The sequence below is a fragment of the Paraburkholderia sp. SIMBA_053 genome (genome assembly GCF_046534895.1).
Lineage (GTDB): Bacteria > Pseudomonadota > Gammaproteobacteria > Burkholderiales > Burkholderiaceae > Paraburkholderia > Paraburkholderia caledonica.
Map to the genome: position 1 here is coordinate 1 of NZ_JAWRXU010001603.1, position 239 is coordinate 239.

The following is a 239-nucleotide window of genomic DNA, read 5'->3' on the forward strand; positions in this document are numbered from 1 at the left end:
GGGCATTGCTATAGCCGGCTGCGCGCGTCGGACGATTTCCGCGAGGGAGTGGAGGCTTTCCACGGCAAGCGCAAACCGGTGTTTCGCGGCAGCTAGGCCCGAAGCACTCAGCCATCCGCAGCACAACAACAAACAAACATGACGCCGCGGAGAACGGCTACCGGCCGCAACTTGACGTTTCTGGCGACGTACATTGAAGGAGACAATTGATGGAAACGACATTAGCTGGCGCGCGGAAT

At 59.0% G+C, this 239-nt stretch carries 1 pseudogene; it reads left to right on the forward strand.

The features are described from left to right. A pseudogene (locus SB753_RS40965) lies at positions 1–96 on the forward strand (enoyl-CoA hydratase/isomerase family protein); the annotation flags it as partial. Between the last annotated feature and the right edge of the window lie 143 nt (positions 97–239).